We start from the raw sequence: 25,677 nt of genomic DNA, 5'->3' as shown, positions 1-25,677 counted from the left end.
ATCGCCCCAGAGAGGCGCGTCGACACATGACCGAGACCCGACGGCCGCGCCCGGCCGCTCCCCGCTCCGCCGGCCGCGCGACCGCCGCCCTGGCCCTCGCCGGGCTGCTGGCCGTCTCCGCCTGCTCCGGGGACCCCGGGCCCGCCCGGCAGGCCGGCGATCCCGCCGTCACCGCCGAACCGGCCGCGCTCAGCCCGACCGCGACCGGCACCGGCGGAGCGCGCGGCACCGCCGCCGCGACCGCCTCCGGAGGCGTGGTGCCGATCACCCCCGCCGTCGCCGCCCAGCTCGACGCCGCGATCAAACAGGTGATGAACGAGGTCAACATCCCTGGGGTGATCGTCGGCTACACCACCCCCGACGACAGCTACCTGCGCTCGTTCGGCACCGCCGACAAGGTCGCCGACACCCCGATGTCGCCGGACCTGTACATGCGGATCGGCAGCGTCACCAAGACCTTCACGACCACGGGCGTCCTGCGGCTGGTGGACCAGGGCAAGGTGGGCCTGGACGACCCGATCTCCAAGTACATCCCGGGCGTGCCCGGCGGCGACGGCATCACCATCCGCGAGCTCGGCGACATGCGCAGCGGCCTGTACAACTACACGCTGGACCCGGACTTCCAGCAGGCGTTCTTCAACAACCCGGACCGCCCCTTCACCCCGGAGGAGCTGCTCGCGTACTCGTTCAAGCACCCGGCGAACTTCGCGCCGAACGCCAAGTTCGAGTACTCCAACACCAACCTGATCCTGCTCGGTCTGGTCGTCGAGAAGGTCGGCGGGCAGCCGCTCCAGGACTTCCTGGAGCAGCAGGTGTTCACCCCGGCCGGGCTCGACCGGACGAGCCTGCCGACCGACGCGGCCTTCCCGACCCCGCACGCCCACGGCTACACCAACCAGACGCTCAGCGGCGCGGTCGAGGACTCCACCGACTGGAACCCGTCCTGGGCCTGGGCGGCCGGCGCCGTGATCTCCAACCTCCCCGACCTGCAGACCTGGTCGAAGGTGCTGGCCACCGGCGTGCCGCTGATCAGCGCCGCCACCCAGGCGGAGCGGCTGAAGACCGTGAGCGTCGGCACCCCCGACCTCGGCTACGGCTTCGGGGTGTTCACCACGCACGGGTGGGTCGGCCACAACGGCTCGCTGCCCGGGTACGAGAGCGTGGTGATCTACCTGCCGCCCGCGCAGGCCAGCCTGGTCCTCCTGCTCAACACCGACATCCTGCACGACGGTTCGGAGCCGTCGACGTTCCTCGCGCGGGCGATCACGCAGATCGTCTCGCCGAACAACGTCTACACCCTGCCCACCCCGCCCTCGTCGGGATCGCCGTCGGCGTCCGCCCCGACCACCGGCAGCGCGGGCTCCCCCACCTCGCCCGCCGGTACGACGCCGGCCACGCCCGGCAGCGGCGCCACGCTGCACATCTCCTGAGCCGAGCCGGAACACCTGCCGCAGGTCCGACCCGAACGACCGGGTCGGACCTGCGGCGTTCCGGCCGGGATCGGTCAGATCCCCAGCACCTGGCCGAGGTCGTACGACACCGGCTCCTCCAGCTGCGCGTAGGTGCAGCTCTCCGGGGTGCGGTCCGGCCGCCAGCGGCGGAACTGCGCGGTGTGCCGGAACCGCGTGCCCTCCATGTGGTCGTACGCGACCTCGACCACCCGCTCCGGGCGCAGCGCGATCCAGGACAGGTCCTTGCCGCCGGTCCAGCGGCTGACGGCGCCGGGCAGCCGGCCCTCGGCGTGCGCGGCCTCCTCCGCCCAGGCGCCCCACGGGTGCCGGGAGAGGTCGTCCATCCGCAACGGGGCCAGTTCATCGGCGAGTTCGCGGCGGCGGGCCATCGAGAAGGCGGCGCAGACGCCGACGTGCTGGAGCTTGCGGTCGGCGTCGAAGATGCCGAGCAGGAGGGAGCCGACCACCGGGCCGCTCTTGTGCTCGCGGTAGCCGGCGACCACGCAGTCGGCGGTGCGCTCGTGCTTGATCTTGTACATGGTCCGCTCCCCCGGCCGGTACGGCTGGTCCAGCGGCTTGGCGACCACCCCGTCCAGCCCGGCGCCCTCGTACTCGGCGAACCAGGTCCGCGCGAGGTCCCGGTCGGTGGCGGCGGGGGCGGTGAACACCGGGTCGGCGGCGTCGGCGAGCGCCGCCTCCAGGGCCGGGCGGCGCACCGACAGCGGCTCGTCCAGCAGGGAGTCGTCCCCGAGGGCGAGCAGGTCGAAGGCGACGAAGGAGGCCGGGGTCCGCTCCGCGAGGAGCTTCACCCGGCTCGCGGCGGGGTGGATGCGCTCCAGCAGCTCCTCGAAGCGCAGCCGGCCGTCGCGGGCGATGACCACCTCGCCGTCCAGCACGCAGCGCGGCGGCAGCTCACGCCGCAGGGCCTCGACCAGTTCGGGGAAGTACCTGGTCAGCGGCTTGCCGGTGCGGCTGCCGAGCTCCACCTCCGCGCCGTCGCGGAACACGATGGTGCGGAAGCCGTCCCACTTGGCCTCGTACTGCATCCCGGGCGGGATCTCGGCCACCGACTTGGCGAGCATCGGCGACACCGGCGGCATCACGGGCAGGTCCATGCGTCCGATCCTCGCCCCGATGGTCTCGGGGCGCGCGCCGGGCCCCGCACGCTTAGCGTGAGGGGCATGGGCTCAGCCGTGGAACTGGAAGTCGCCGGGCGCACCGTCCGGCTGTCGAACCCGGACAAGGTGTACTACCCGGAGCGCGGCTTCACCAAGCTGGACGTCGCGCAGTACTACCTCGCCGTCGCCGACGGGGTGCTGCGCGGCCTGCGCGACCGCCCGACCACCCTGCAGCGCTTCCCGGACGGCGTCGACGGCGAGTTCTTCTACCAGAAGCGCGCCCCCAAGGGCCTGCCGGACTGGCTGCCCACCGCCCGGATCGAGTTCCCCAGCGGCCGCTCCGCCGACGAGATCTGCCCCACCGAGCCCGCCGCCGTCCTGTGGGCCGCCAACCTGGGCTGCCTCACCTTCCACCCCTGGCCGGTCCGGCGCTCCGACACCGACCACGTCGACGAACTTCGCATCGACCTCGACCCGCAGCCCGGCACCGACTTCCACGACGCCGTCCGCGTCGCCCACGAGCTGCGCGCCCTGCTGGAGGAGCACGGGCTGCGCGGCTGGCCCAAGTCCTCCGGCGGGCGCGGCCTGCACGTGTACGTGCCGCTGGTGCCGGAGTGGACCTTCACCGACGGACGGCACGCGGTGATCGCCCTCGGCCGGGTCCTGGAGCAGCGGATGCCGGGGCAGGTCACCACCGCGTGGTGGAAGGAGGAGCGCGGCGAGCGGATCTTCGTCGACTACAACCAGATGGCCCGCGACCGCACCATCGCCTCCGCCTACTCGCTGCGCGCCCGCCCCCGCGCCACCGCCTCCACCCCGCTGCGCTGGGACGAGGTCGACGACGCCTCGCCCGAGGACTTCGACCTGCGCACCGTCCCCGCCCGCTTCGCCGAACTCGGCGACCTCAACGCGGAGATGGAGGGCCAGGCGTTCCGCCTGGAGGGCCTGCTGGAGCTCTACGACAAGCAGCTGCACGACGAGGGCCTCGGCGAACTCCCCTACCCGCCCGACCACCCCAAGGCCGCGGGCGAGCCCACCCGCGTCCAGCCGAGCCGGGCCCGCAAGAAGTAGGGACGGCGTACGCTGACGGTCTTCGAGGGGTTGGGGGCACCGGTGGGTGTGCGGGGACTGGCGGAGATCCTGACGGACGCGGCGGGCGGGGTGTTCCCGCCGCCGGACGGATCGGTCACGGTGCTGCCGCAGCCGTCGCCGCGCGAGGCCGGGGTGATCGCCTTCGCCGCGCACACGGTCGTCTTCACGGACGAGGACCCGGCCTGGGTGCGCGCCGCGGTCGCCGCCGCCCCGGGCGACCCGCTGTCCGCGCCGCTCTGCCCGCCCTTCCTGACCGCCTTCGCCGGGCGCACCGGGCGCACCGTCAACAACATCGACCTGCTGACGGCCGCCGACCGTCTGCCGGGCGAGCCGCCGCTGCCGCTGGCGGAGGTGCGCGACCGCGAGCACCCCCGGGTGGTGCGGGCCCTGCGCTACCGCGAGGACGTCCGGGTGTTCACGGCCGACGGCGGCGTCCTGATCCTCGGCCGCGGCGTGGCCGGCCGCTGGGAGTGCGCCGTCGAGGTCGACCCGCACACCCGGGGCCGCGGCCTCGGCCGCGCCCTCGCCACCGCCGCCCGCCACCTCGTCCCCGGGGGCGGCACCGTCTGGGCCCAGCAGGCCCCCGGCAACGCCCCCAGCGTCCGCGCCTTCCAGGCCGCCGGCTACCGCCCGGTCGGCGCGGAGGCCCTGCTGGTGACGGGACTGCCGTAGGGCCCGTTCACCCGGCCACCGCCGCCCACAGCACGCGGACGCAGTCGGCAGCCGGGCGACGCCGTCCCACAGCAGATCCGGCATGCCGCTGTCCTGCCCGTCGGCGGGCACCCCGCCGAACGGCTATTCGCGCCGGGCGCCCGCCGGTGCCAGGTCTGCGATGATCCGGACCGCCTCGGCGATCTGCCCGTCGGTCAGGTCACCGCGGGCGGTCAGGCGCAGGCGGGAGATGCCGTCCGGGACGGACGGGGGGCGGAAGCAGCCGACGGCAAGGCCTGCGCGGCGGCAGTCGGCGGCCCAGGCGACGGCGGCCTCGGGGCCCGGGGCGCGGACCGAGACCACGGCGGCGTCCGGCTCGCAGGCGTGCAGGCCGGCGGCGGTGAGCTGCCGGGCGAGGGTGCGGGCCACCTCGCGGGCGCGCTCGGCCCGGGCGGGTTCGGCGCGCAGCAGCCGCAGGGCGGCGAGGGCGGCGCCGGCGGCGGCCGGGGCGAGGCCGGTGTCGAAGATGAAGGTGCGGGCGGTCTCGGTGAGGTGGCGGATCACCCGGCGCGGCCCGAGGACGGCGCCGCCCTGGGAGCCGAGGGACTTGGAGAGCGTCACGGTGGCGACGGTGTCCGGCCGCCCGGCGAGCCCGGCGGCGGCGAGGGCGCCGGTGCCACCGGGGCCGAGCACGCCCAGCCCGTGCGCGTCGTCCACCAGCAGGGCGGCCCCGTGTGCGCGGACGGCCTCGGACAGCGCGGCCAGCGGGGCGGCGTCGCCGTCCACCGAGAACACCGAGTCGGTGACCACCAGCGCCCTGCGCTGCGCCCGCGCGGCGAGCACCTCGGCCACGGCGGCCGGGTCACTGTGCGGGGCGCGGTGGACGTCGGAGCGGGAGAGGCGGCAGCCGTCGATCAGCGAGGCGTGGTTGTAGGCGTCGGACACGATCAGGGTGTCCGGGTCGGTGAGCGCGGTGAGCGCGGCCAGGTTGGCGGTGTAGCCGGAGGAGAACACCAGCGCCGCCTCGGCCCCGTAGAACTCGGCCAGCTCCTCCTCCAGTTCGGTGTGCAGCGCGGTCGTCCCGGTCACCAGCCGCGAGCCCGTCGACCCGCCGCCCCAGCGCAGCGCCGCCTCCGCGGCCGTCTGCGTCACCACCGGGTGCCTGGTCAGCCCGAGGTAGTCGTTCCCCGCGAGGTCCAGCACCGGGTCCTCCGCCGGCCGGCTGCGCAGCGTCCGGGTCAGCCCGGCGTCGGCCCGCAGCGCGGCGGCCTCGTCGAGCCAGTCGAAGACGGCCTCGGGGGCGAGAACGGAGGAACGCGGTTCGGAGGCGAGGGGCTGGCTCATGCCCGGCACTGTCGCACGCCGTCCGAAGCGGGATCAATGTGCCGCTCGGCACATGATCGGCACGTGTTCGGCTCGCCGGGCCGGGCGGTCGCCGCGCGAGGGGGCCGCCCCCGGGCGGGCGGGCTTTGCCCGGGGTGGCGGCGAGCAGGCAAGATAGCCGGGTGACCCTCCTTGATCTGATGCCGAAGCCCGCCACGCCCGACGCGCTGTACGAGACGTTCGCCGCCTGGGCGGAGGAGCGCGGGATCACGCTGTACCCGGCGCAGGAGGAGGCGCTGATCGAGCTGGTCTCGGGGAACAACGTGATCCTGGCGACGCCGACCGGGTCGGGCAAGAGCCTGGTGGCGGCCGGGGCGCACTTCGCGGCGCTGGCGGAGGGGCAGCGGACCTTCTACACCGCGCCGATCAAGGCGTTGGTCTCGGAGAAGTTCTTCGACCTGGTGAAGATGTTCGGCACCGAGCAGGTCGGCATGATGACCGGCGACGCGAGCGTGAACCCGACCGCGCCGATCATCTGCTGCACCGCCGAGGTGCTCGCCCAGATCGCGCTGCGTGACGGCGCCCGGGCGGACATCGGCCAGGTGGTCATGGACGAGTTCCACTTCTACGCCGAGCCGGACCGCGGCTGGGCCTGGCAGATCCCGCTGCTGGAGCTGCCGCAGGCGCAGTTCCTGCTGATGTCGGCGACGCTGGGCGACGTCCGCCGCTTCGAGGAGGACCTGACCCGCCGGACCGGCCGCCCGACGACGGTGGTCCGCAACGCGACCCGCCCGGTCCCGCTGTTCTACGAATACCGCCGCACCAGCATGCACGACACGCTGGAGGAGCTGCTGCAGACCGGCCAGGCGCCGGTCTACGTCGTGCACTTCACGCAGAAGGAGGCGGTGGAGCGGGCGCAGTCGCTGATGAGCATCAACATGTGCTCGAAGGCGGAGAAGGAGGCCATCGCCGACCTGATCGGCAACTTCCGCTTCACCACCAAGTTCGGCCGCAACCTGTCCCGGTTCGTGCGCCACGGCATCGGCGTGCACCACGCGGGCATGCTGCCGAAGTACCGCCGGCTGGTCGAACGCCTCGCCCAGGCGGGCCTGTTGAAGGTGATCTGCGGGACGGACACGCTCGGCGTCGGCGTCAACGTGCCGATCCGCACGGTGCTGTTCACGGCCCTGTCCAAGTACGACGGACAGCGCGTGCGCATCCTGCGCGCCCGTGAGTTCCACCAGATCGCCGGGCGCGCGGGCCGGGCCGGCTTCGACACCGTCGGCCAGGTGGTGGCGCAGGCGCCGGAGCACGTGATCGAGAACGACAAGGCGATCGCGAAGGCCGGGGACGACCCGAAGAAGAAGCGCAAGGTGGTGCGCAAGAAGGCGCCGGAGGGCTTCGTCGGCTGGACCGAGGAGACCTTCGAGAAGCTGATCGGCGCCGACCCGGAGCCGCTGGTCTCCCGGTTCAAGGTGAGCCACGCGATGCTGCTGTCGGTGATCGGCCGCCCCGGCAACGCCTTCGAGGCGATGCGCAAGCTGCTCACCGACAACCACGAGGACAAGGCCGCGCAGCGCCGGCACATCCGCACCGCGATCGCCATCTACCGTTCGCTGCTGGAGGGCGGCGTGGTGGAGCGGCTGCCGGAGCCGGACGCCGAGGGCCGGATCGTCCGCCTCACGCTGGACCTCCAGGAGAACTTCGCGCTCAACCAGCCGCTGTCCACCTTCGCGCTGGCCGCCTTCGAGCTCCTCGACCCGACCTCGCCCTCGTACGCGATGGACGTGATCTCGGTCGTCGAGGCGACCCTCGACGACCCGCGCCAGATCCTCGCCGCGCAGCAGAACAAGGCGCGCGGCGAGGCCGTCGGCGAGATGAAGCGGGACGGCATCGAGTACGAGGAGCGGATGGAGCGGCTCCAGGAGATCACCTACCCGAAGCCGCTGGAGGAGCTGCTCACCCACGCCTACGAGGTGTACCGCCGGGCGCACCCGTGGATCGGCGACCACCAGCTGCAGCCGAAGTCCGTGGTCCGCGACCTGTACGAGCGGGCGATGACCTTCTCGGACTACGTCGGCTTCTACGAGCTGGCCCGCACCGAGGGCATCGTGCTGCGCTACCTGGCGGGCGCCTTCAAGGCTCTGGAGCAGACCGTCCCCGAGGACGTGAAGACCGACGACCTGAAGGACGTCATCGCCTGGCTCGGCGAGCTGGTCCGCCAGGTCGACTCCAGCCTGCTGGACGAGTGGGAGCAGCTGGCCAACCCGACGGAGCCGCAGGCCGCCGAGGTGCGGCTGGACGACAAGCCGGCGCCGGTCACGGCCAACGCGCGGGCCTTCCGGGTGCTGGTGCGCAACGAGATGTTCCGCCGGGTCGAGCTGTGTGCGCTGGAGCACTACGAGGAGCTCGCCGAGCTGGACGGCGAGTACGGCTGGGACGCGGACCGCTGGGCGGACGCCATGGACGGGTACTGGGAGGAGTACGACGACCTCGGTACCGGCCCGGACGCGCGCGGCCCGAAGATGCTCATCATCGAGGAGGAGGACTCCGCCTGGCGGGTCCGGCAGATCTTCGACGACCCCGAGGGCGATCACGACTGGGGCATCAGCGCCGAGGTGGACCTGTACGGCTCGGACGAGGAGGGCCGGGCGGTGGTGCGGGTGACCGCGGTGGACCGGCTCGGCGGCTGACGGATCGTCAGGCAGCCTGAAGGGGCCCGGCATTGCCGGGCCCCTTCAGGCTGTCACGCTCGGGCATTCACCGTCGGGCTTTCACCTTGGGGCCCTGTCACATCCACATGAACGGCGAGCCCGCCGCGTACGAGATCGCGCGGGTGGCCTCGTCCAGGGTCTGCTCGGTGCTGGGCGTCGGCGACCCGGTCGACGTCGGGGCTCCGCCGGTGGGCGCGCCCGCCGGTGGTACGGGCGCGCTCGGGGTGCCCGTACCGCTCGTGGCGCCGGTGCTGCTCGGGGTGGCCGCCGGGCGGCCGTCCCCGGTCCGCGAGCTGGTGACCGTCACGTAGTGCCCGACGGTCTCGACCCGCGGCTCGCCGCCCGTCTTGGCGCCGGCGGGCTGCGCCGGGGCGTTGTTGGCGTCGGGGAGGATGAAGGCGACCGATCCGGGCTTGGCCCGCAGGGCGTCGGCGGCCTTGGCGGCGGAGGCCTGGTCGGGGAAGCGCAGCAGGGTGACGCTGCTGAGCACCGGGCGGTCCTGGCCGCTGAAGCTGACGATCAGGTAGGACTGGCAGCCGCTGTCCTTCAGCGGGTCCTGGGCGCGGTCCTGGAGCACCTCGGCGCAGTTCTCGCCCTGCCGGGCGCCGTTGCGCCGCGCCTTGTAGGCGCCGACCTCGATCGGTCGCTGGGCGGGGAAGTAGTTGTCGACGCTGAGGCTCTCGGAGTCGGTGCGCGGCGGCGGGGCGCCGACCACCGGAGGGGTCTTGGAGGAGTCCTTGGTGGACGGGCCGAGTCCGGGTATGTAGTCGCCGGGCATCGGGCGGGTGATGATCCACCCGCCGGCCACGACCACGCCGGCCACGACGACCCAGCCCGCCGCCCGACGGCCGCTCAGCCGCCGGCCCCGCCTGCGGTCGGCGCCCTGGCCGATGCCGTCGTCGGCGCCCCCGCCGGTCCGCTGTCCTGCCCGGCCGTCCTGGCCCTCTCCCGGAGTCGGGGTGCGCTCCCCCTGCGTGGTCATGGCGCAGATTCTAAGCACCCCGGGGGTGGCCTGGATCACGGGGTCGGGGGTTGTGGATCATCGTCCGCGCGGGGGAGCTCGCACCACGGGCACCGCCAGCGACCTACCCGCCAGTAACCTTCACCTCGGGTTCACGTCAAGCTCGTGACCAGCGGCGGAGCCGTGAGCTTCGACACTGTGGCAATCGGCACATCCTCACACCGATCTTCTGGCGGGTTTGCTCTGGCGCCGCTCGATCACGAACAGGCAGGATCGCCCCATGGATCTGCTCGATACCCTCACCGCCAAGGGCCTGCGCGGCGAAGTCCCGACCCGCGAGGAGGCCCTGGCCGTCCTCGCCACCACCGACGACGAGCTGCTCGACGTGGTCGCCGCGGCCGGCAAGGTGCGCCGCCGCTGGTTCGGCCGCCGGGTCAAGCTCAACTACCTGGTGAACCTCAAGAGCGGGCTCTGCCCGGAGGACTGCTCGTACTGCTCGCAGCGGCTCGGGTCCAAGGCCGAGATCCTCAAGTACACCTGGCTCAAGCCGGACCAGGCCGCCGACGCCGCCCGGGCCGGCGTGGCCGGCGGCGCCAAGCGGGTCTGCCTGGTCGCCAGCGGCCGCGGCCCGACGGACCGCGACATCGACCGGGTCACCGACACCATGGCCGCCATCAAGGAGGCCGACCCCGCGGTCGAGATCTGCGTCTGCCTCGGCCTGCTCTCCGACAACCAGGCCGAGCGCCTCAAGGCGGCCGGCGCCGACGCCTACAACCACAACCTCAACACCTCCGAGAGCACCTACGGGGCCATCACCAAGACCCACACCTACGCGGACCGGGTCGACACCGTGCAGAAGGCGCACGGCGCGGGCCTGTCCGCCTGCTCCGGCCTGATCGCGGGCATGGGCGAGACCGACGAGGACCTGGTCGACGTGGTGTTCGCGCTGCGCGAGCTCGGCTCGGACTCCGTCCCGGTCAACTTCCTGATCCCCTTCGAGGGCACCCCGCTCGCCAAGGAGTGGAACCTCACCCCGCAGCGCTGCCTGCGCATCCTCGCGATGGTCCGCTTCGTCAACCCGGACACCGAGGTGCGGATCGCCGGCGGCCGCGAGGTGCACCTGCGCACCATGCAGCCGCTCGGCCTGCACATCGCCAACTCCATCTTCCTCGGCGACTACCTGACCAGTGAGGGCCAGGCCGGCCAGGCCGACCTCGACATGATCAAGGACGCCGGCTTCGAGGTCGAGGGCGCCGGCGAGGCCACCCTGCCGCGCCACCGCGCCGACATCGCCGAGGCCGCCCAGGCCGGCGGCGGCTGCGGCACCGCGGCCTCGGCCTGCGGCAGCGGCGGCGGCTGCGGCCCGTGCGGCGGGCACTCCCACGCCCCGGCGCAGGCCTCCACGGACGCCCCGGACGCCGAGGGAGCGGACGACGAGCTCCGCAGCGACCTCGTCAAGGTCCGCCGCCGCGGCGCCGGCACCGAACTCGCGCCCAACGCCTGACCCTCCGGAGACCCCTCATGCCCCCGCTGTCCGCGGACACGCTGCTCACCCTCGACCGCGCCCACGTCTGGCACCCGTACGGGCCCATGCCCGGCACCGTCACCCCGTACGTGGTCGAGTCCGCGTCGGGCGTACGGCTGCGCCTGGCCGAACCCGTCGCGGGCGGCCGGCGCGAGCTGGTCGACGGGATGTCGTCCTGGTGGGCGGCGATCCACGGCTACCGGCACCCGGTGCTGGACGAGGCCGTGCGCGAGCAGCTGGGGCGGATGAGTCACGTGATGTTCGGCGGGCTCACCCACGAGCCCGCCGTCCGGCTGGCAGCCAGGCTGGTCGAGATCACCCCGGAGCCGCTGCAGCACGTCTTCCTCGCCGACTCGGGCTCGGTCTCGGTCGAGGTCGCGATGAAGATGTGCCTGCAGTACTGGCAGTCCGTCGGGCGGCCGGGCAAGCGCCGGCTGCTCACCTGGCGCGGCGGCTACCACGGCGACACCTTCCACCCGATGTCGGTCTGCGACCCGGACGGCGGGATGCACCACCTGTGGGGCGGGGTGCTGCCCGGGCAGCTCTTCGCACCGCAGCCGCCGGCCGGCTTCGACGCCCCGCTCGACGCCGGATACGCCGCGCAGTTCGAGGAGTTGCTGGCGACTCACGCCGACGAGCTGGCTGCCGTCATCGTCGAGCCGGTCGTCCAGGGCGCGGGCGGCATGCAGTTCCACTCCCCCGCGTACCTGCGGATGCTGCGCGAACTCTGCGACCGGTACGGGGTGTTGCTCGTCTTCGACGAGATCGCCACCGGATTCGGCCGCAGCGGCGCCCTGTTCGCCGCCGACCACGCGGGCGTCTCGCCGGACGTGATGTGCCTCGGCAAGGCGCTCACCGGTGGGTACCTGACGCTCGCCGCCGCGCTGTGCACCGGCGAGATCGCGGACGGGATCAGCCGCGGCGAGATGCCGGTGCTCGCCCACGGCCCGACCTTCATGGGCAACCCGCTGGCCTGCGCGGCCGCCAACGCCTCGCTCGACCTGCTGCTCGGGCAGGACTGGGCGCTGGAGGTCAAGCGGATCGAGGACGGGCTGCGGGACGGCCTCGCGGCCGCCGCGGACGTGCCCGGCGTGCACGACGTACGGGTCCGAGGCGCCATCGGCGTCGTGCAGTTGGACCACCCGGTGGACGTCGCCGCGGCGACCGAGGCGGCCGCGCGGGAAGGCGTCTGGCTGCGCCCCTTCCGGGACCTGATCTACACGATGCCCCCCTATGTGACGGAGGACGAGGACGTGGCACGCATCGCGGCCGCCGTGACCGCCGCGGCGGTGGCGGGATGAGCGCGCAGGACGGCGGCACGGGAACGCAGGACGGCGGGACGGGAACGCAGGACCGCGGGGCGAGCACGCGCGTCCTCTTCGTGACCGGCACGAACACGGACGTCGGCAAGACCGTCGCCACCGCGGCCGTCGCCTCGGCGGCGCTGCAGGCCGGCCTGAAGGTCGCCGTGCTCAAGCCCGGCCAGACCGGCGTGACCGGCGACGAGCCGGGCGACGCCGCCGAAGTCCGTCGCCTGGCAGGCGAACTGACGTACCGTGAGCTCGTCCGCTACCCCGAGCCGCTGGCCCCCGACACCGCCGCCCGGCGGGCCGGGATGCCCTACCTCTCCCCCGCCGAAGTGGTGGCCGAGGTTGCCGACCTCGCCGCCACCCACGACCTGGTGCTGGTCGAGGGCGCGGGCGGCCTGCTGGTCCGCTACGACGACGAGGGCCGGACCCTCGCCGACCAGGCCCGCGCCGTCCTCGACGCCGGACTGCCGGCCGAGGTGCTGCTGGTGGCCTCCGCCGGCCTCGGCACGCTCAACATCGTCTCTCTCACGGCGGAGGCCCTGGCGGCGCGCGAACTCCCGCTCGCGGGCGTGCTCATCGGCTCCTGGCCCGCGGACGCCGGCCTCGCCGAACGCTGCAACCTCGCCGACCTGCCGCGCTCGGCCGGTGCCCCGCTGCTCGGCGCCCTGCCCGAACGCGCGGGCACCGCCGACGACTTCACAGGCCTCGCGCTCGCCTCCCTGGCCCCTGAGCTGGGCGGAACCTGGGACGCGGAGCACTTCGCGGACGCCCATCGCGCGGAACGGGCCCGGCTTCGCTCGAAGGTGTGATCTCCGCGCCCGAACCATGGGAACGGGCGCTACGGGCTGCATACCGTTCCTTCCATGACAGACGGGCTCACCGTAGACGAGGCCCTGCGGGCCTTGGCCGCCCTGGAGGCGGCGTGGAAGGACGACGAGGAGGCGCTGTCCGCCCTGGCGGCGGGCAGCGCCGGTGAACAGCCGCTCCCGGCGCTGGTCGCCGCGTACGGCGAGCACGCGATGGACACGCTCATGGCGTTGGCCTTCGGCCTGCGCTCGACCATGAGCGACGAGGAGCTCGCCGAGATCTCGGACGCGGTCAGCTCCAACATCGGCGCCCGGATGAGCGCGCTGCTCACGCAGACGCTCAAGGCCTGGGGCACCCTCGCCGCACCCGACGACCTCTCCGCCACCAAGATCATCGCCCACACCGTGATCGACGCGATGAGGGCCGTCACCGAGGACCCCACCAAGACCGAAGTCCTGCCGCTGCTGGCCACTTTCCGCACCTACGCCCTCAGCGACACCTGAGGACCGTAGGATTCGGCGCGGGCTCCGAGCCACTGCTCGGAGCCCGCGCCCTCTCCGCGCCGGTCCGGCCGGTCTAGCCGGTCCGCTCGGGCCCGCCGCTTCGGCCGAGGAGGCGTTCGACCCGGTCCGCGACGATCCCCGGCTGCTCGGCCTGGATGAGGTGGCCGGAATCCACGGTCTCGAACCGGCCGTCCGGCAGGGACTCCGCCCAACGCCGCCGGTGCTCGGACAGGGCCGCGTGGTGCCGGCCCCGGCCCTTCTGCGGCCGGGCGGCCGAGAGGAGGACCGTCGGGCAGGCCGGCGGGGCCGGCGGCTCGGCGCGGAAGCGCGGGACGGCCTCGGCCACGGCCGCGACCTCCTTCCGCGTCTGCGCGATGCCCGCCGGGACGAAGTCCTCGGCGAGCATCGCCGCATAGGTGTCCGCCGGGTAGAGACGCCGGAGGTCCCCGGTGGCCAGGCGGGCCAGCAGGCGGGACCGGAAGAGTGCCTGCGTCACGCTCAGGGACCGGTCGACCATCGCCGCGGTCCGGTCGAAGGTGTCGTAGACGGGCGCGCCCTCCGCCGCCGGGTCGAGCAGCAGCAGCCCCCGCAGCCGCGGCCCCAGCGCCGCCACGGCGCGGCGGGCGACCAGCCCGCCCATGCTGTGCGCGACGAGCACGAAGCCGCCGGGGACGACCGCCTCGACCAGCGCGACGAGGTCTGCGGCCAGGTCGTCGATGCCCTGCCGGGCCGCCGTCCGCCCGCTGCGACCGGAGCCGGCACGGTCGTAGGTGACCAATCGCGTCCGGTCCGCCAACAGGGCGACCACCGGGTCCCAGCAGGTGCGCCCCATTCCCCCTCCCGCTTCGAAGACCACCTGGTCCGGTCCGCTGCCGGACTCCTCCACATGGACGGTCCGACCGTTCACCTGCACCGCCCGCCCCGCTGCCTGACGCATGCCCCCTCCAAGGCTCACCGTTTCCACTTTCGATAATAGTATCGAGTATGGAATTGTGAAGCCCATGGACACCACCGACGTTCTCCTCCACTCGGTGCGCCTGCGCGTGGTGCACGCGCTCGCCGGCGGCCGGGAGCTGACCACCACACAGTTGTGCGAGCGCATGCCCGACGTGGCGAAGGTGACCATGTACCGGCACGTCGCCCTGCTGGCCGAGGCGGGCTTCCTGGAGGTGGCCGGCGAGCAGCGGGTGCGCGGCGCCGTCGAGCGGCACTACCGGCTGCGCCAGGACCGTCCGGTCGTCGACGCCGACGACGCCGCCGCGATGACGCCGGACGACCACCGCCGGGGCTTCGCGGCCGCCATGGCCGTGCTCATCGCGGAGTTCAACGCCTACCTCGACCGCGACGGCGCCGACCCGGTCGCCGACGCGGTGTCCTACCGCCAGGGAACGCTCTGGCTCAGCCCGGACGAACTCACCGAGCTGACCGCCCAGTTGCTCGCGGTGCTGGGCCCCCGACTGGCCAACCGGCCGGCCCCGGGCCGCACCCCCTACCTGCTCAGCCCCATCCGCTTCCCGATCGGCCCGCCGGCCCCCGACGAGGCCCGCCCGTGAGGCAACGGCATCGTCCCTGCTCCGCACCGCGATGCCCGTCCACGGCCCCGTCCGGTTCCCGCGGCCGACGAGGCGGTAGTCTCCGCCGGTGACCAACCGGACGTGCAGATGCGCGCGGTCCGGCACCACCGCCCGACGCTCTTCGCCGCCGTCCGCCCCCACCTGGGCCGCCACGACTCCGGAGTGGGCGACGCGGCCCTGGTCGCGGCCATTCCTCTCGTGGAACACCCGGAACTCACCGCCCACCGGGGCGAACTGACGGACCACGCCCGCCGGTTGCTGGACACCAGCACCGACCGCCACCACCGGGACCGCGCGAACGCTACGCCCGACTCAGGGCCGCGCGCGAGTCCTGGGCGGGCGGGTACTCCGAGGAACCACCGTTCTGATGCCCGGCACCGGCCTCCGGCCGCCCGCCGCGCCGCCTCAGCTCGCCGGCCCGATCCCCTCCGGGAGGGCGGCCACCACGAGGGCGACGGCTTCCTCCGGCATCTCGGTGCGCGCGACCAACTCGCCGTGGTGCCACACCCCGTACAGGCCCTCGTCGTTCGGGCAGATGGAGTAGCCGACGCTCCCGCCCCGCTCGACGCTGGTGGAGAACCAGAGGTCGAAGTGGCTGTTGACCGGCATCAGCCGACGGAGCACCGGCTGGGCGTACGCCGCCGCCAGCAGCGCGTGGGCACGCGGGTGCCGGCTGTACGGCGGTGTGTGGACGCGGTCCAGCTTGAGGCACCAGGCCAACTCGACGGCACCGAGCGGCTCCCGCTCGTGGACGAGGGCCCACGGGCTGAACCGGACGAACGAGGCGCGCGCCCTGGTGCCTTCGAGCCCCGCACCGCCCGTCCACGCCGCCACCGCTCCGGCCACCTTGGCCGGGTCCGAGGTCCGGCCCCAGGCCAGGCGGGTGCCGTCGTCCTTGAGGTCCACCTGGAAGGTCCGCCGCCCCCTGTCGGGCGGGTACACCACCGCGCGCCGGGCGCCTTCCGCGTCGACGTACTCCGCCAGGCGGCGCCACTTGCCGTCCGTCTCGGGCAGGTCGAGCCCGAGTTCCCCGGCCGCGTGCCTCAGGACGGCCCGCAGGGCCCCGTCCTCGTCCCAACCGCCTTCGCCAAGCCCCGCCCCGGAGTTCATGAGCCCAGTGTGCCGCTGTCCGGCCCGTCGGTACACGGCCGGGGCACGTGGGAAAGGGCCCCGGCCGACAGACCGGGCCTGGGTGCTCACGCGCGCGGCGCCGTCACGGCGACCGGCGCGCGGCCCCAGAATGAGCGGTAGAGCAGCATGCCCGCCGTGCCGACCACGCCGACCGGCAGCCCCAGCGCCCACGGGATCAGCACGGCCTTCCACCCCACCTGTGCCGGGAAGGCCACCGTGGCGGGCTTCTGCGGGTTGACGAGCACGGTCCGCACCGCGCCCGTGGCGAGCCCGGTCGGCACGCCGCCGGCCAGGTCGTGGTCGGGCGTGACCTCCCGGCCGTCGGCCAGCGCGAGCACGATCCTGCCCGGCCGCTCCCCCATCGGGCCGTGGTACTCCGCCGTCACCACCGTGGCCTGCACCCGTTCGGCATCGGCGTAGCGGTAGTGGTAGCGCGCCTGGGCCCCGATCGCCGCCAGGCTCAGCAGGATGAAGCCGCCGAAGACGACGAGCCCGATGACCAACGCCGTTCTGTTGTAGAGCGGCATTCCGGACGCTTTCCGCGCCATGATCCCCCCAGTTGCTCGGCCAGAGCATAGACCTCCCGTCCGGCAGGTCGTCCAGGGGTGGGCTCACATCCACCCGGCGACGAACGCGAATCCGCCGGTCGAGGCGGCGAGGAAGGCGAGGGCGAACACCAGGCCGCGCGCCGGTGCGGGGACGTCCTCCGGGATCAGCAGGAGAGCGAAGCCGGCGATCACGAGGGGGCCGACGGTGATGAGACCGGCGGCGACTACGGGCGCATACCTCTGCGGAGGACGACGACCAGCTGCTCGATGACGTCCGGCCGGGCGGCCCCGAGGTCGATCAGGATGACGCCGGTGGCCTTGGCCGAGCGCCAGTCGATGCCGAGGGACGGGAGTTTGACGGCGGCGGCGCTCAGGACGGCCTGGAGGTCGTCGAGAATGTCGGCCGCGGCGCGACGGTCCTCGGCCGTGATCTTGTCGATCATGCTGCTCATGGGGCATCTCACTGTTCGGTGTTCGTGATCCAACGCGCTTCGGTGTCCCACTCGGTGCCGCCGCCGAGGGGACGGAGGAAGGCGAGGCCGTGCTGCCAGCCCATGAAGGCGGCCCACCGGCCGGAGCGGACGTCGAAGACCCGCTCGCCGACGGAGGAGGGGCGGTAGGGGGAGGAGGGCGGCGCCACCCGTCGAACGGGCGGCGCCGCCGGGGCGATGGAGCTGGAGGACATGCGGGCCTCGGGGACGGAATCGCCGCACTGCGAGCAGAGGCAGGGCGGGAAGTTCCGCCGAAGAATCAGGCTTTCGCCAGATTGAGTGTTCGTCATATCCACCGACCAGTTCCTCTCTGTTGCCAACTCCTCACCAAGAGTGGCTGCCTGTGGCTAGCATCGGAAGAGCTTTTCTTTGACAGCGCATGTTGTGGAATCGAGTGATCACCATGCCCGAGCTGGAACTTGACTCAAGCGCTTCCCCGAACAAGGCCATCGGCGTCCAGCTGCGCCGCTTCCGCAAGGCGAGGGGGCTCACCCAGGTCGAACTCGGGGAGCTCATCAACTACAGCGACTCCCTGATCTCCCTGATCGAGACCGGTGCGCGTCCCGCTCCGCTGAACCTCCTCCGGAGAGCCGACAAGGTACTCGACACCTGCGGAGCGCTTGAACTCCTGTACTGGAGCACGAAGAGCAGCACTCTGATCGGTGGATTCCTCGCCTACATCGAGCACGAGACCAAGGCGAGTGCCCTCAAGATCTACGAACTGAGCGTCATTCCCGGGCTGCTCCAGACCCGGAGCTATGCCTCGGCACTCATCAACGCTGCAGCCCGAAGAGGCGAGATCCCCAAGGACAGGGCCATCGAACGCCTAAATGTCCGCATGGCGCGGCAGGCCCTGCTGTACCGCGAACCATCACCCTCCGTCCACATCGTCATGGACGAAAGCTGTCTGCGGCCCGTTGGCGGCCCGTTCGTCATGGCTGAGCAGCTTCGCCGGCTGGAGAGCGTGGCCGACCTTCCACATGTCACGCTGCAGATCGCGCCGTTCAGCCTCGGCGAACACGTCCCGACAACCATGCAGTTCACACTGCTGACCAGCCCGGACGAGAAGTGGATGGCCTATCTCGAAACCATCCAACGAGGCTACGTCGAACGCGACGACGAGGAGCAGATCCGCTCCCTCGCAAGGACATACGATTGGTTGCAGGCTCAAGCCCTGTCCTGTGAGGACTCGTTGTCCCTCATCCGTAGCCGTCTCAAGGAGTTCGACGCCATGTTCCCCATCGCGGCCGCCAAGCCCACCTCCTGGCTCAAGTCCTCCTACAGCAACGGCGGTGGACAGTGCGTCGAGGTCGCGCCCGGCTTCCCAGGTGTTCTCCCGGTCCGCGACAGCAAGGACCCGCACGGCCCGCAGCTCGCCTTCGGCACGGACGCCTGGCAGTCGTTCATCGCCGGTGTCAAGGCGGGCGACTTCGGCACCGTCTGATCCGCTCACCTGTCCCTCGGGGGGAATGCCTTGCCGTTAGTCGGTGATCCGAATCCGCTCAGCTTCGCGCTGCTCGGGCCGCTGCGGGTGCAGCGGGCCGCCACGGCCCTCGAACCGGGTGCGCCCCGGCAGCGGTCCGTCCTGGTCGCCCTCCTCCTCCGGCCCGACTCCGTCGTCACCGTCGACGAACTGGTCCACGACCTGTGGGGCGACCATCCGCCCGGTTCACCCGTCGTCGCCCTGCGCTCCTACGTCTCCCAGCTGCGGAAGCTCCTGGAGCCGTCCCGCGGCACCCCCACCGTCCTCCTTTCCCAGGCAGGCGGATACCGGCTGGCGATCGACGCGGACCAGATCGACCTCTGGCGGGCCAAACACCTCCACGAGCTGGCCGGCCGGTGCTCCCCAGACCAGCCCGACCGCGCCCGCGCCCACCTCGCCGAGGCTCTCTCGCTCTGGCGCGGCGACCCGCTCGCCGGCCTGCCGGGCCCCTTCATCGACCGCGAGCGGGATCGTCTCGCCGAGCTCCGCCTCACCCTCCTGGAAGAGCGCCTCGCCTTCGACGTCACCCTGGCCGCCGACCCCTCCGACTATCTCCCGGAGTTGGAGGCGCTGGCCGCCGACCACCCGTTCCGCGAGCGCCTGCAGGGGCTCCTCATACGAGCGCTGCACCGCCGGGGCCGTACGCCGGAGGCCCGCGCCGTCTACGACGCCCTGCACGCGCGACTCGTCGAACACCTGGGGATCGAGCCGGGCCCCGAGCTCGCCTCCCTGCGCGGCGAACTGACCGACCCGGACCAACTCCCCCCGGCCCTCCCGCACTTCACCGGCCGACGGCACCACGTCACCGACATCACCCGAGCGCTCACCGACCACTCCGGCCCCGGCCTGCGCCTGGTGACGGTCACCGGCATGGCCGGCGTCGGGAAGACGGCCCTCGCCGTCCGTGCCGCCCACGCCCTCCGCCCCGGCTTCCCCGACGGCCGCCTCCACGCGGACCTGCGGGGCGCCGACCTGGTGCCCGCCAGCGCGTCCGACATCCTGGCCGACTTCCTGACGACCCTGGGTGTCCGGCCCGCCGCCGTCCCCAAGGACCTTCCCGGCAGGTCGGCGCTCTTCCGCACGGCCAGCGCCGGCAAGCGCCTGCTCATCCTCCTCGACAACGCCCGCGATGACGCCCAGATCCAGCCGCTCCTGCCCGGTTCGCCCGACTGTGCGGTGATCGTCACCAGCCGCACGGTGCTCTACAGCGTGCCGTCGGTCCTGCACGTCGCACTGGACGTGTTCAGCGAGGACGAGGCGATCGGGCTGCTGGACTCCGTCATCGGCACGGCCCGCCGGTCCGCCCAGCGCGCCGACGCCGGGCTGCTGGTCGAGGCCTGCGGCCGCCTCCCGCTCGCCGTACGGATCGCGGCCGCCCGGCTCGCCGCGACCCCGGACCAGCCGATCGCCGATCTCGTCGCCCGCCTGGCCGACGACCGCGAGGGCATCACCGCGCTCCGCACCCGCGACGTCGCCATCGAGCAGGTCTTCGAGCTCAGCTACCGGCTGCTCGAACCACCGCTCGCGACGGCGTTCCGGATGCTGTCCTGGATCGAGCCGGACATCGGACTGGCGTCGGCCGCCGCCGTCCTGGGCCTCACCGAGGACCGGGCGGAGCACCTCGCGGAAGCGCTGGTGGACCAGGCGCTGCTGGAGTCGATCGGCGCCGGACGCTACCGGTACCACGACCTGGTGCGCGCCTTCGCCCGCCGGACGTCCCTGCGCCTCGACACTGCCGAACGACCCACCGCGCACCGGCGGCTGCTGGCCCTGCTGCTCGGTGCAGCCCGTACGGCCTTCGCGCTCGCCGTCCCCGGCGACCCGGTGGCCGACGTCTTCGGCGAGCCGCTACCGCTGCCCGCCGCACCGGGCCCAGTCTTCGCCGACCTGGCGCACGCCCGCCGGTGGGCGCGCGCCGAGACTCCGAGCGCGGTGGCACTCGCCGCGGCCGTCGCGACGGGCGACCCCGCAGCCGCCGACAAGCTCCGCTCCGCCTCCGAACTCCGCTTCGCCATCGACCTGTTGATCGCCCTCAGCCCGCTCGGCCTCGGTGCCTTCGGCGGACGGGCGGAGGAGGCGGCCCGGCTCCTCGTCAGCGCCGCCGTGGACTGCGGCGACCGTGCCGCGGAGGGCCGTTCCCGCTTCCTGCTCGGCACGATCCTGCTGGCCCGGGCCCGGCTCGACGAGGCCGGCGTCGAGGCCCGGCTGGCGGCCCGGGCCTGCCACGACGCGGCCGATCCGGCGGTGCTCCGGCAGGCCCTGAACGACCTGGGCCTCATCGCGCAGGCCGAGGGCCGGCACGACGAGGCGATCACCGCCTTCGACGAGGCGGCGGCACTCGCCCGGCGCCTCGGGCACCGCTCCGGCGAGGTGGCGAGCACCGCGAACGCGGCGCTGTCCCGGATCCGCAGCGGTCACGCGGCCGCGGCGGTGGAGACCTGCCACCGGCTCCTCGCCGAGCCGGCCGACGGGGCCGCCGATGCGGCGATGGCCGCCTACGTGCACTACGTCCTCGGGCTGGCCCAGCAGGTGCTGGGCCGGCTGGACGACGCCGCCGCGCAGCTGCGGTGCTGCATCGACCGTGCGAACCCCGCCGGGGATCTGGACCGCGAGTCGGCGGCCCGCAGCCGGCTGGCCGACGTCCTGCGCCTGCTCGGACGGGTCGACGAGGCCGTGCACGAGGCGCAGCGGGCGCTGGGCCTCGCAACGCAGGGTGGGCGACAGCGCGAACGCGCTCTCGCCCACCTGGTGCTGGCCCATGCGATGACGGCCCGCGGCGACCACCTCGACGCGCGGACTCACGAGGAGCAGGCGCACCTGCTGCTCAGCCGGCTGAGCGCGCCGGAGTCCGCCGACGCCACGTCGCTGCTGACCGGGCTGGCCACCGCCGACGGCGCCCTCACGGCTTCGGAGTGACGGTCGGGGCGACGGTCGGGGCGACGGTCGGAGTGACGGTCGGGGCGACGACGAGACCGGTCCCGTTCCAGGCGACCTTGCTCGCCAGGCACTGCACGTCGTCGTCCGGCCCGCCGCAGAGCTGCGCGGCCGGGGCGGTCGACCCGGCCGGTGAACCGTGCCGAACCGGACCTCCCGCACCGACGGCGAGGGCACCCACGACCGACACCAGGACCGCCGCACCGGCAACGGCCGCGCGGACGACAATCTTTCCAGGCACTGCTGACGCTCCCTACTCGCGTGTGATCAAGCGTCCACACACTCGCAGGGTCCGGTAGACAGCCGATCAACGCAGCGGCCCCCGCCCGGCCTCAGCCGGCCCCCGCGACCCGGAACGGGCCGGAGTTCCAGTGGAGGCTGGCCGGGCCGCCGGTGGGCCAGTCGTGGTCCAGGTGGCGGCGGTCGCGGCCGAGCGCGCCGAGGTCGAGGGGGCGCAGCGTGCCGGCGGTCAGGCCGGTGGCCTCGGCGGCGGTCAGCGGCATGACCGTCACGTGCCGGGAGTCGTCTCCGCCCATCCAGTCGACGGACTCGGTGAAGATCCAGACGAACCGCTGCGAGCAGCCGCGGCAGCGCCGGACGTCCACGGCGAAGCGTGAGCCGTCCACCACGTCGGTCTCGTGCTCGAACCCCTCCCGCTGCCCGCGCCACACCGCCTGCGCGTCCCCGCCGTAGCACTTCACGCAGCCGAACTCCACCATCGGCCTTCTCATCGGTCGACTCCTGTTCCGCTGTTCCGCCCGTTCCACGAGGTCCCGTCGCGGCCCATGATGCCCGCCCCGGCGGCGGGCGGCAGGGGTATCCGGGCAACGCCCGGCACCGGTCGCCGGGTTCCGACGGGGGCCGATCGGGGCGGGTCGGCCCTCGGTGACGGCCGGGGAGCTGCGCGGCGAACGGCGGCGTTCACGGCCCGTACGCAGGGCCGATGCCCCCGTCGGGCCCGCCGGGCGGCTCCACCGGCGCGGTCACCGCCCACGGCCGCGCACCCGCCGTCGACCGGCTCGACGGGGCCGCCCGAACGACAGCCCTGGGGGGGAACAATTCACGGGCCGTTTCCACACCGTTCGTACACCCGGGCGGAGAGTGGGACGCCTCGGTTGACGCGCCGCCCCTCTGACACTCGGGCGCTCAGCTCTGACACTCGGGCGCTCGGCCCTGACACTCGGGCACTCGGCCCTGGCATCCGGGCACTCAGCGCGCCATGCTCCGGAGCAGCTCCGGCACCCGCTCGCGCAGCCGCGGGTCGGACACCTCCTCGCCCCAGGCGGTGCCCGCGCGGTCGGCCAGGGCCAGGACCGCCACCACGAATCCCTCGGAGAGGGCGCGCAGCACGGGGTGCTGCAGCCTCTGGTACCAGGCCGACAGGGCCTTGACGAAGGCGCCGAACGCGACCGCGTCGAGCTCGGCCTCGTCCCCGGTCATCGGCCCGATGCCCGAGGGCAGGCCCAGCTCGGCCTCGAAGTCGGCCACTTGGCGCAGGAACAGCCGGGACACCCCGGTGGCCGGGTTCCACAGCGTCTCGCCGTCCATCTCGTAGTACTGGCTCATGCGGTCCCCCGCTCTCCCCGCCACTCGAATCGGCCCGCGTCGACACCCTCACAGGTGGACGGGCCGTCGCCCACGCGCCCCGGTCGGGGCGGGATCGTCACATCGCCGCCCGGGCGAGGCGGAGCAGACCGGTGCGCATCCGCCGTTCGCCGATCTCCGGCAGGAGCGCCGCGACGTGATCGGCCGCCAGGGGGGCGAGCAGGGCGTGGGCGGTGTGGTCGGGGTCCGGCGTGGCGGCGAGCAGGATCTCCACATGGCGATGCCAGAACCGGTAGGCCCCGATCCGGTACCGGGCCCCCGGAGTGGCGGTCTCGGACATGCGGACGAGCGCCAGGTGTTCCAGCAGGTAGTCGAGATAGGCGTCGAGGAACGCCGCCAGCCGCTCGTCGGCCGGGGCCCCCGGGCCGAGTGGGGGCGGCCCGGACAGGACCGCCTCCTGCAGCACCCGCTCCCGGGCGTCCAACAGGGCGGCGGCCAACCCCGACTTGTCACCGAACCGGCGGAACAGCGTGCCCTTGCCGACGCCCGCGGCTGCGGCCACCTGATCCATGGACACGGCCTCGACACCGTGCTCGGCGAAGAGCCGGGCGGCCGCCTCCAGCACCGCGGCCCGGTTCCGGGCCGCGTCCGCGCGCTCCTTGGGCGGCGGCGTCCGCAGCAGCTCCAGGGGCATTGCCGAAGCGGACTGCAGTCCGCTACTGTCTTGAGTCATAACAGGACTGTAGTCCGATTCCCTGGAAGGACGTGGCATGACCGCACTCATCACCCGCGACGAACTGGCGACGGCGATCGAGGCCGGCACCGTGACCGTCGTCGACACGCTCGGCGGCGAGTACTACGCCCGGCAGCACCTGCCCGGCGCTCTGGCGCTGACCCCGGCCGACGTCGACGTCCGGGCGGCCGCCCTGCTCCCCGACCGCGACACCGCGATCGTCACCTACTGCTCCAACCCGGCGTGCCCCAACAGCGGACAGGTCGCCGACCGACTCACCCACCTCGGCTACACCAACGTCCGCAAGTACCGGGAGGGCATCCAGGACTGGGTCGAGGCCGGCCTCCCCACCGAAACCGCCTGACCTACCGGCACAGGGCGAGGACTCCCCACGGAGCCCTCGCCCTGCCGCACCGACGGACCACCGCATCGGCCACCGACACGAACGCAGCACCGCACGGCCGCCGCCGAGCCGCGCCGCCACGGCTCATGCGCCGGGTGCCGGGGGCGCCGGGTTGTCGAGCAGGAGGTCGTGGCCGACGTCGGTGAGGGTGTGGCGGACCTGCTTGCCCTCGCGCCGGGTGACGATCAGGCCGGCTCCGCGCAGGGCGGTGGCGTGGGCGGAGGCGGAGGGCGGGGTGACGCCGAGCAGGCGGGCGAGTTCGGTGGTCGAGCAGGGGCTGCCCGCGATGGCGCGCAGCACGCGGGCCCGGGCGGGGCCGAGGACGGCGGCGAGGCCGTCGGCGGCCGGCGGCCGGGCCGGGGGCCCGGCCGGCGGGGAGCCGACCGGGTGGAGCAGCAGGCTCGGTCGGTCCTGTCCGGCGAGCAGCCCGAGGCCTTGCTGGAGGAAGTAGTTGGGCCGCAGCTCCAGACCCCGGCCGTCCAGGTCGAAGGTGCCCTCCAGGTCGGCGAGGGTGCACTCCAGGACGCCCTCGTCCCGCCAGACCGCGTTCGGGTGCAGCGAGCCGAGCACCGCGCCGATGCCGGAGCGGGCGGCGGTGCGGGCACGGGCGGCGATGTCGGCCTCCAGGACGCGGCGGATCTCGGGCCAGTCCGGCGCCAGGCAGGAGCGGAACAGCGCCCAGGCGCCGTCGCTGACCTCACGCATTCCTCGGGAGCCGTCGTCGCGCAACCGGGCCAGGGCGGAGGGGAGTTCGGTCTCGCCGGCGAACACCGCAAGGTCGTCGTCGACGGCCTGTTGCGGCAGGGCGAGGATCGCGTCGAGCTCGTCGGTCAGCTGCCGACGCACGGCGTCGAGGTCCGCCGCCATGAAGCTGGGGACGCCGACCGCGCTCGCGTTGACGAGGTCGAGGAAGCGCCCGGACCGGTGCGGCACATGGCGGCGGACGTCACGCCACCAGCGCTCGCTGCGCGGCCCGACGCACTGGCGCACGCCCAACTGAGCGGTGCCCGCCATCAGGTGGTCGAGCGGCGAGATGACGAACCGGGTCCGCGCGAGGTCCGCGACCCCGAACCGCAGTGTGATCACGAACCGCCCCCCGGCTCCCCGCCACCGCCGTGACCTGGCGCTTTCCCGACCAGCTCGACCGTCTTGACCATTAGGCCCAGAGGCTAATGCATGGCGACGGCCCGGCCGCGCTTGGCATGCTCTCCCGGGTCGGCGCGGCACGGGCTCGCTCCGGCCCCCACCACGAGGGGAGTGGGGGCCGGAGCGCCATCCGGGGGTTCGGTAAACCGAACGGTCGGGACCGCCCGGCGAACCGGCTCCGCAGCTCCGCCAGTGCTCGCCGGCTCGGCCAGTGGCCGTCAGTTCTGTCGGTGT

At 73.5% G+C, this 25,677-nt stretch carries 26 protein-coding genes; 12 read left to right on the top strand and 14 right to left on the bottom strand.

The features are described from left to right. The first annotated feature begins 26 nt into the window (after window positions 1–26). Window positions 27–1,430: a serine hydrolase domain-containing protein gene (locus tag ACZ7KX_RS02760; RefSeq protein WP_470324930.1), complete on the top strand. Its 1,404-nt coding sequence runs from the start codon at window positions 27–29 to the stop codon at window positions 1,428–1,430. Between the two features lie 74 nt (window positions 1,431–1,504). Here ACZ7KX_RS02760 and ACZ7KX_RS02755 read toward each other — a convergent pair whose 3' ends face one another. Beyond that, complete coding sequence (locus ACZ7KX_RS02755; RefSeq protein ID WP_470324929.1) at window positions 1,505–2,566, bottom strand: ATP-dependent DNA ligase; 1,062 nt, start codon at window positions 2,564–2,566, stop codon at window positions 1,505–1,507. 66 nt (window positions 2,567–2,632) lie between these two features. Here ACZ7KX_RS02755 and ligD point away from each other — a divergent pair, with 66 nt between their 5' ends. Beyond that, window positions 2,633–3,640, top strand: a complete 1,008-nt coding sequence (gene ligD, locus ACZ7KX_RS02750; protein ID WP_470324928.1) for a non-homologous end-joining DNA ligase — start codon at window positions 2,633–2,635, stop codon at window positions 3,638–3,640. A 42-nt stretch (window positions 3,641–3,682) separates the two neighbouring features. After that, window positions 3,683–4,333, top strand: a complete 651-nt coding sequence (locus tag ACZ7KX_RS02745) for a GNAT family N-acetyltransferase (protein WP_470324927.1) — start codon at window positions 3,683–3,685, stop codon at window positions 4,331–4,333. Between the two features lie 123 nt (window positions 4,334–4,456). Here the strand turns inward: ACZ7KX_RS02745 and ACZ7KX_RS02740 are convergent, their stop codons facing one another. After that, complete coding sequence (locus ACZ7KX_RS02740) at window positions 4,457–5,656, bottom strand: 8-amino-7-oxononanoate synthase (protein WP_470324926.1); 1,200 nt, start codon at window positions 5,654–5,656, stop codon at window positions 4,457–4,459. 179 nt (window positions 5,657–5,835) lie between these two features. Between ACZ7KX_RS02740 and ACZ7KX_RS02735 the strand changes: the two genes are divergently transcribed. After that, window positions 5,836–8,328, top strand: coding sequence for a DEAD/DEAH box helicase (locus ACZ7KX_RS02735; RefSeq protein WP_470325097.1), 2,493 nt, complete (start codon window positions 5,836–5,838; stop codon window positions 8,326–8,328). A gap of 97 nt (window positions 8,329–8,425) precedes the next feature. Here ACZ7KX_RS02735 and ACZ7KX_RS02730 read toward each other — a convergent pair whose 3' ends face one another. Beyond that, a complete protein-coding gene (locus tag ACZ7KX_RS02730) occupies window positions 8,426–9,331 on the bottom strand; it encodes a hypothetical protein (RefSeq protein WP_470324925.1) in 906 nt (301 codons plus the stop codon). Between the two features lie 259 nt (window positions 9,332–9,590). On the opposite strand from ACZ7KX_RS02730, the gene bioB reads away from it, so the two are divergent. The 4 genes from bioB to ACZ7KX_RS02710 are packed head-to-tail and all read left to right on the top strand — an operon-like array spanning window position 9,591 to window position 13,455. Continuing rightward, entirely contained in the window at window positions 9,591–10,814 is a 1,224-nt protein-coding gene (bioB, locus tag ACZ7KX_RS02725) for a biotin synthase BioB (RefSeq protein WP_470324924.1), read from the top strand. Between the two features lie 17 nt (window positions 10,815–10,831). Then, window positions 10,832–12,136 (top strand): adenosylmethionine--8-amino-7-oxononanoate transaminase, encoded by a 1,305-nt coding sequence (locus ACZ7KX_RS02720; RefSeq protein WP_470324923.1) that lies wholly within the window; start codon window positions 10,832–10,834, stop codon window positions 12,134–12,136. Next, window positions 12,133–12,954, top strand: coding sequence for a dethiobiotin synthase (gene bioD / locus ACZ7KX_RS02715; RefSeq protein WP_470324922.1), 822 nt, complete (start codon window positions 12,133–12,135; stop codon window positions 12,952–12,954). Before ACZ7KX_RS02720 ends, bioD begins: the two co-directional genes overlap by 4 nt. A 54-nt stretch (window positions 12,955–13,008) precedes the next feature. After that, window positions 13,009–13,455: a hypothetical protein gene (locus ACZ7KX_RS02710; RefSeq protein WP_470324921.1), complete on the top strand. Its 447-nt coding sequence runs from the start codon at window positions 13,009–13,011 to the stop codon at window positions 13,453–13,455. 73 nt (window positions 13,456–13,528) lie between these two features. On the opposite strand, the gene ACZ7KX_RS02705 is transcribed toward ACZ7KX_RS02710, so the two are convergent. Beyond that, window positions 13,529–14,392, bottom strand: a complete 864-nt coding sequence (locus ACZ7KX_RS02705; RefSeq protein WP_470324920.1) for an alpha/beta fold hydrolase — start codon at window positions 14,390–14,392, stop codon at window positions 13,529–13,531. Window positions 14,393–14,456: 64 nt separating this feature from the next. Here ACZ7KX_RS02705 and ACZ7KX_RS02700 point away from each other — a divergent pair, with 64 nt between their 5' ends. Then, window positions 14,457–15,008: a helix-turn-helix domain-containing protein gene (locus ACZ7KX_RS02700; RefSeq protein ID WP_470324919.1), complete on the top strand. Its 552-nt coding sequence runs from the start codon at window positions 14,457–14,459 to the stop codon at window positions 15,006–15,008. Between the two features lie 426 nt (window positions 15,009–15,434). On the opposite strand, the gene ACZ7KX_RS02695 is transcribed toward ACZ7KX_RS02700, so the two are convergent. From ACZ7KX_RS02695 to ACZ7KX_RS02675, 5 genes are all read right to left on the bottom strand, one after another. After that, window positions 15,435–16,139 carry a DUF6193 family natural product biosynthesis protein gene (locus ACZ7KX_RS02695; protein ID WP_470324918.1) on the bottom strand — a complete coding sequence of 235 codons (705 nt, stop codon included), beginning with the start codon at window positions 16,137–16,139 and terminating at the stop codon, window positions 15,435–15,437. A gap of 86 nt (window positions 16,140–16,225) precedes the next feature. Then, complete coding sequence (locus tag ACZ7KX_RS02690; protein ID WP_470324917.1) at window positions 16,226–16,687, bottom strand: DUF3592 domain-containing protein; 462 nt, start codon at window positions 16,685–16,687, stop codon at window positions 16,226–16,228. 84 nt (window positions 16,688–16,771) lie between these two features. Further along, window positions 16,772–16,900: a hypothetical protein gene (locus tag ACZ7KX_RS02685; RefSeq protein WP_470324916.1), complete on the bottom strand. Its 129-nt coding sequence runs from the start codon at window positions 16,898–16,900 to the stop codon at window positions 16,772–16,774. A gap of 32 nt (window positions 16,901–16,932) precedes the next feature. Beyond that, window positions 16,933–17,160 carry a hypothetical protein gene (locus ACZ7KX_RS02680; protein WP_350525747.1) on the bottom strand — a complete coding sequence of 76 codons (228 nt, stop codon included), beginning with the start codon at window positions 17,158–17,160 and terminating at the stop codon, window positions 16,933–16,935. An 8-nt stretch (window positions 17,161–17,168) separates the two neighbouring features. Next, a complete protein-coding gene (locus ACZ7KX_RS02675; protein WP_470324915.1) occupies window positions 17,169–17,393 on the bottom strand; it encodes a hypothetical protein in 225 nt (74 codons plus the stop codon). Between the two features lie 209 nt (window positions 17,394–17,602). Here ACZ7KX_RS02675 and ACZ7KX_RS02670 point away from each other — a divergent pair, with 209 nt between their 5' ends. Together ACZ7KX_RS02670 and ACZ7KX_RS02665 are read left to right on the top strand one after the other, a co-directional pair. Further along, complete coding sequence (locus ACZ7KX_RS02670; protein ID WP_470324914.1) at window positions 17,603–18,643, top strand: Scr1 family TA system antitoxin-like transcriptional regulator; 1,041 nt, start codon at window positions 17,603–17,605, stop codon at window positions 18,641–18,643. Between the two features lie 30 nt (window positions 18,644–18,673). Then, on the top strand, window positions 18,674–21,598 hold the full coding sequence (locus tag ACZ7KX_RS02665) for an AfsR/SARP family transcriptional regulator (RefSeq protein ID WP_470324913.1): 2,925 nt from the start codon (window positions 18,674–18,676) through the stop codon (window positions 21,596–21,598). Here ACZ7KX_RS02665 and ACZ7KX_RS02660 read toward each other — a convergent pair. From ACZ7KX_RS02660 to ACZ7KX_RS02645, 4 genes are all read right to left on the bottom strand, one after another. Further along, window positions 21,582–21,857 (bottom strand): hypothetical protein, encoded by a 276-nt coding sequence (locus ACZ7KX_RS02660; RefSeq protein WP_470324912.1) that lies wholly within the window; start codon window positions 21,855–21,857, stop codon window positions 21,582–21,584. The genes ACZ7KX_RS02665 and ACZ7KX_RS02660 overlap by 17 nt on opposite strands. 91 nt (window positions 21,858–21,948) lie before the next feature. After that, window positions 21,949–22,347 carry a hypothetical protein gene (locus ACZ7KX_RS02655; RefSeq protein ID WP_402799937.1) on the bottom strand — a complete coding sequence of 133 codons (399 nt, stop codon included), beginning with the start codon at window positions 22,345–22,347 and terminating at the stop codon, window positions 21,949–21,951. A 478-nt stretch (window positions 22,348–22,825) separates the two neighbouring features. Continuing rightward, a complete protein-coding gene (locus ACZ7KX_RS02650) occupies window positions 22,826–23,182 on the bottom strand; it encodes a DUF6086 family protein (RefSeq protein ID WP_470324911.1) in 357 nt (118 codons plus the stop codon). 97 nt (window positions 23,183–23,279) lie between these two features. Further along, a complete protein-coding gene (locus ACZ7KX_RS02645) occupies window positions 23,280–23,894 on the bottom strand; it encodes a TetR/AcrR family transcriptional regulator (RefSeq protein ID WP_470324910.1) in 615 nt (204 codons plus the stop codon). 37 nt (window positions 23,895–23,931) lie between these two features. On the opposite strand from ACZ7KX_RS02645, the gene ACZ7KX_RS02640 reads away from it, so the two are divergent. Next, a complete protein-coding gene (locus tag ACZ7KX_RS02640) occupies window positions 23,932–24,258 on the top strand; it encodes a rhodanese-like domain-containing protein (RefSeq protein WP_470324909.1) in 327 nt (108 codons plus the stop codon). Window positions 24,259–24,381: 123 nt separating this feature from the next. On the opposite strand, the gene ACZ7KX_RS02635 is transcribed toward ACZ7KX_RS02640, so the two are convergent. After that, window positions 24,382–25,383: an ArsR/SmtB family transcription factor gene (locus tag ACZ7KX_RS02635; RefSeq protein WP_470324908.1), complete on the bottom strand. Its 1,002-nt coding sequence runs from the start codon at window positions 25,381–25,383 to the stop codon at window positions 24,382–24,384. Window positions 25,384–25,677 lie beyond the last annotated feature (294 nt).

It is taken from the genome of Kitasatospora sp. NPDC038210 (assembly GCF_055600605.1).
This window is presented reverse-complemented; position numbering and strand designations above follow the sequence as displayed.